We start from the raw sequence: 4219 nt of genomic DNA on the forward strand, positions 1-4219 counted from the left end.
ACCGGCCGCTTCACCACCCGCGACCCCCACCCCACACCCCTCAACAAATACCAAGCCTACGCAGCCAACCCCATCGAATACACCGACCCCACCGGAAACATCCAAATCCGCATACGACACCATGACCCTCTCGATGACCAGCGACGCCATCCCGGAACAGAGAAACACAACACCGCCATTCCATCAGCAGAAGAAGACCTCGGAGGGAACACCATACCCAGTCTCACCATGGGGCAGCTGCTCTCCTTTGAGCAGTTGCTCATTCTCAACGGAAGTAGGCTCCAAGAGCAGCGAGTGAGATCCCGCAAGGAAGCAGTTGCACACATGAAAAGCTTCCTCTTTCCGACCGAAATTTCTGTAAATTCAATAGATGAAACCTATGGCATAATCCGGGGGCAGGCGCTGGAAAATTCCAAAATAAACCCCGCCTTCAAGGGGCCCTGCAAAACCAGCACCTGCGCATTCCTCGCCAGCATTCAGGGCGGCAGAATTTTCTTGCCTGCCGGGAGGGCGGTGCAAAGTTCCCACAGTACAGAAATCTTGGGGGCGAGAATGGAGCTCGCAACGGGAAGCAGCATTCAGGAGATTATGATCTTCGCGCGTGCGAAATTCCGCGAGAGCAGGAGGAAAGACTATTTAGTCTACATGCGCCACCCTGGCCGACACGTCGCCCCCATAACCTTCAGATTTGACGAGTATGGCATACCGACAGACGATGCGGATAGGGCGCGGGGCTTCCTGGCGGACACCTCGCGAGGCGTACTGACTGCCATCACAAGCAACACTGGCAACCTGATAACTTACACGGATAAAAAAGAAACCAGATACGATAAGTACTCCAAATTCACCCTTTACCCGGCCCCAGACTTCCGCAAATAAAAGTCGGGCGGAATCCGCCACCAGAAAGCCGCTGGCGCGGCTTCCAGAAAACGCTCCTGATTTTTATGTTCTCGGTCGGGTGGAGCCGGGACGGCGGATGGTGTCCTGCCTGCGGGGCTTGCTAGCGGCTAAGCAGCAGCTTCCCCTGAGCGCGAGGGCGGCATGGAGGCCCTGCGCTCGGCGGGGCCGACGAACTCCCGGCAGGACTGCCGCGACCTGCTGGTCCGCGCGCGCATCCAGCTCGGCGGCCCGATAGCGGCGGTCTGGGACAATCTCAACACCCGTCTCGCCGCCGGACTGACACGGTACGGGGCCAGGCACGACTGGCGCACCACCGTCCGCCTCCCGCCGTCTGCACCCGACCTCAATCCCGTCGAAGCCGTCTGGCCACTGGTGCGCAGAGGCAACACCGCCTTCGGAACTCCCGAGGACCTCGCCCGCACGCTCCGCAGAGAGTTACGCAGGAGCCAGCTCCGGCCCTACCTGATCGACGGCTGCCTCACCGCCACCGGCCTGCCCCTCGCGCCACTGACCCCATCCTGAAAGACCCCAGTAGCGTGACGGCGGTTCGGGCGGGGTCGTTGGGCTGCTCGTAGTGGGGATCGCAGCACGCAAGCTGATCGTGTCGGAGCGTCGCACCACGGGGCTCGCGGCATCCGTGATCGCTGACCTGGTAGCAAAGTTGGGGTCTGTTTGGCACGCCCGGAGAGAGGCCGAGCTTCTTGACCTGCCACGTCGGCGGGCGGCCGGTGCGGGGGCGAAGTGCAAGGTGGTGTTCGTCGACCGGCTCCTGGCAACTCTGGTCCACCTGCGGCACGGTGTCACGCGTGACGTTCTGGCCTGCTGGTTCCACGTCGACCGCTCCACTCTCACCCGGGCGATCGGCAGCAGGAATGGCTGATCAGTTGAATCTCTGCCTGAGGGGTGCCTGGGCGAACAGGGGCCCGGCGGTGCCGCCGGGCTCGGGCCCAACACCCGCCGAGCGGTAGCCGCAGCGGGCACGGTGGACCCGGGGGCTCGACAGGTTTGGAGCAGCTACTGTGCGCATCGAGGACGTGGAAACCGGCGCGGCCTACACCTCGGCTCTCCCGCCGGAGTACGGGACCAGGCCGGATCCGCCGCTGGCGCAGTGGCAGGCGGACGTGCAGCTCTACCTGGCGCGCGGCCGCCGTATCCGGGCTTCAAAGAAGGGTGTTCCCGAAGCCGATGACCACACCCCCCGGTGCGCCGGAGGTGCACTGGTTGACTGGCTTGCGGATTAGAGGGGCTCAGTCCGCCCGAGGAGGGTTGGTGATGCCGATCGCCTGGGCGATACTGTTGCCTGAGATCTTAAAGTCAGGCGAACACAGCAGGGATTCAGCTCCCGCTGTAATATGAGGCCAATACTTTTCGGCAAGCGCTTCGGTGAACGTGACTACCTGGCGCCATGTCATTTCGCCGTGAGAGCCGGACTCTTCAAGAGTGATGCGGAAGCCCGCGCGGGCGAGATTCACTACGGCGGTCTCCCTGTCGTGGACTGAATCTGCCCAGGCTGCAGCCTGTTCGGAGAGTAGATCGGCTTCCGCGAGCTGCCTGCTGCCGGCTACTGGGCCAGCGGCGCACATCGCAGCGAAGCCGAAATGTGAGGTCTTGAAACTCCCCCATACTGTTCGGCCTGTCCAGCAGCGGTCTCCGTCGATCTCCGCCTCAAACAGTTCACTGTAATCACAATGCATTCCCGCAAGTATTCCGACTGCCGCGTGTCCGATTTCATGGAAAGAGAGGCTGCGGAGTACTTCATCGGGACTCAAGTCCACACACTGAGGGACTACGGTGACATCGTGGAAATCGTCAGGCATGTGACGACCGCTCCTGAATTATCGCACTGGCTGCGGGGGTAGGTGGAGTGTCTCTTCCGTCAGCTTCTTCGTGACCGGCGCTACTCACCGGGCCTGTCCGCATAACACCTGACGCCGCGCCACCTCCACGATCCGGACGGATGTGGGCCACCATACTCCAGCCCCCGGCTCCAGCAGCGAGGAGCATTCATGATCACCGAAAGCCTCCCACGCGGCGAACTGTCCTGGTGGCGGGAGCGGTCGCGGCCGCGGGCGCGGCCGTCGAGGGCTGCGGAAGCGGGCACACTCCTGAAGATGGCGCTACCCCACCGGCAGTCCCTGAACCGCCCGAGCTTCCCAGCCCAGCATGGCGATCAGAAGGCCGGGCTCACCGCCGGTCAAATCCAGGGCCCACGTCACATGGCCGCCACCGGCTAGCTCTAGGACGTCAACGAGCAGTTTCAGCAGCTCGGGCTCATCGTTGGCCACCCGCCGCGACAGGGTGTTGCCCTCGTCCTCCGGAACCGCCGGACGGAGATTCCCAGAGCGGGCGCCGGCGGCCGGGGCCGCACCCTGGTCGACCGCCGCCTGCACCTGCCCGCGTCGTCGACGACGCGGGCTCCGCGGCGACCGCCCGCGAATGAATCGCCAGCAGCGTCGTCCCGCCGGATCCGGGGACGGTGGAGTGCAGACTGACCTGGGATTTCGTTGCACGGACCTCGACCAGCTGGCGAGGACGCCTGGCGGGCAGGCACCGGTAGAGGTTCGCGTCGAAGGCGGCCAGGCAGTCCTTGCCGACGTGCGGCAGGTGCCGCTGGGCAATCGCATACGGTCTGCGGCAGCGGTCGGAGGGCTGTGTGATCGCGCGCGGCCCGGTGCCCGATGACCTCCCCGTGGGGTGCCGTGGACCTTCGCCCGCCGCAACGACACCAGGCCGTGAAAGCGGCATTCATCTCCTCGACCGAAGAGAAGGACCGGTCGGCCAGGAACGATGCTCACCTGGCGCTCGACCCTGCCCTTGCCCTGCGGCCGGCAGGCCGCCAGGCCGCCAGGCCGCCAGCACGTCGATGTCGTAGTCGTAGCGGCCTGCGAATGCGACCGCTTCAGGAGGCCGCGGGACCGCCTAGCCCGGGGCGGCGTGCCGGTGGACGACAGTCTTGGCGCGGTCATAGACGAGGCGCAACGGCACCCCTGCGAAGTGCGTGAACGCCTGGGGGTGGCAGTCGAAGAACGCCGCGAGGTCCTGGCTGGTGGTGAAGCAGCAGAACGGATCACGCGAGTACGACAGCGTGTGTTCCTTGGTCGGAGCACATGTTCAGACGCAGGCCGCTTCCATGCAGGGCAGTTACCGGACCGAGTGATCAAGTGCGACACACCGTTCGACGCCGCACGTTAAAGACAATGCCGTTGTTTTAGGGGTCTGGGGAGGTGTGACGGCCACGATGACCTGCAGTGTTTCTGCGGGACGACGGGTTGGCTGTAGCGGTCGTGGCCGGTCGGGGTTCCAGGAAGGGAAGCGGGAC

General features: G+C 64.3%; 5 protein-coding genes and 1 pseudogene. 4 read left to right on the forward strand and 2 right to left on the reverse strand.

From position 1 onward, the window contains the following. The 4 genes and pseudogenes from IF89_RS46590 to IF89_RS0134430 form a co-directional block, all read left to right on the forward strand. Window positions 1-879: hypothetical protein (locus IF89_RS46590; protein ID WP_158718081.1), on the forward strand; the 879-nt coding region annotated here is incomplete at its 5' end. A gap of 201 nt (window positions 880-1080) precedes the next feature. After that, window positions 1081-1422: pseudogene (locus IF89_RS0134420) on the forward strand (IS630 family transposase); the annotation flags it as partial. Between the two features lie 52 nt (window positions 1423-1474). Further along, window positions 1475-1780, forward strand: coding sequence for a helix-turn-helix domain-containing protein (locus tag IF89_RS0134425; RefSeq protein ID WP_030776653.1), 306 nt, complete (start codon window positions 1475-1477; stop codon window positions 1778-1780). A gap of 139 nt (window positions 1781-1919) precedes the next feature. Beyond that, a complete protein-coding gene (locus IF89_RS0134430) occupies window positions 1920-2141 on the forward strand; it encodes a hypothetical protein (protein WP_030776656.1) in 222 nt (73 codons plus the stop codon). 6 nt (window positions 2142-2147) lie between these two features. Here the strand turns inward: IF89_RS0134430 and IF89_RS46595 are convergent, their stop codons facing one another. Together IF89_RS46595 and IF89_RS45345 are read right to left on the reverse strand one after the other, a co-directional pair. Then, window positions 2148-2717, reverse strand: coding sequence for a hypothetical protein (locus IF89_RS46595; RefSeq protein ID WP_158718082.1), 570 nt, complete (start codon window positions 2715-2717; stop codon window positions 2148-2150). A 300-nt stretch (window positions 2718-3017) separates the two neighbouring features. Further along, window positions 3018-3185: a hypothetical protein gene (locus IF89_RS45345; RefSeq protein ID WP_420707009.1), complete on the reverse strand. Its 168-nt coding sequence runs from the start codon at window positions 3183-3185 to the stop codon at window positions 3018-3020. Window positions 3186-4219 lie beyond the last annotated feature (1034 nt).

Origin of the sequence: Streptomyces sp. NRRL F-2664 (assembly GCF_000719345.1) — a bacterium.
In the GTDB taxonomy this organism is placed as follows: Bacteria; Actinomycetota; Actinomycetes; order Streptomycetales; family Streptomycetaceae; genus Streptomyces.

Bases quoted from the DNA above. Each gene is read 5' to 3' on its own strand.
- IF89_RS46595 (WP_158718082.1), bottom strand. From the start codon at position 2,717: ATGCCTGACGATTTCCACGATGTCACCGTAGTCCCTCAGTGTGTGGAC.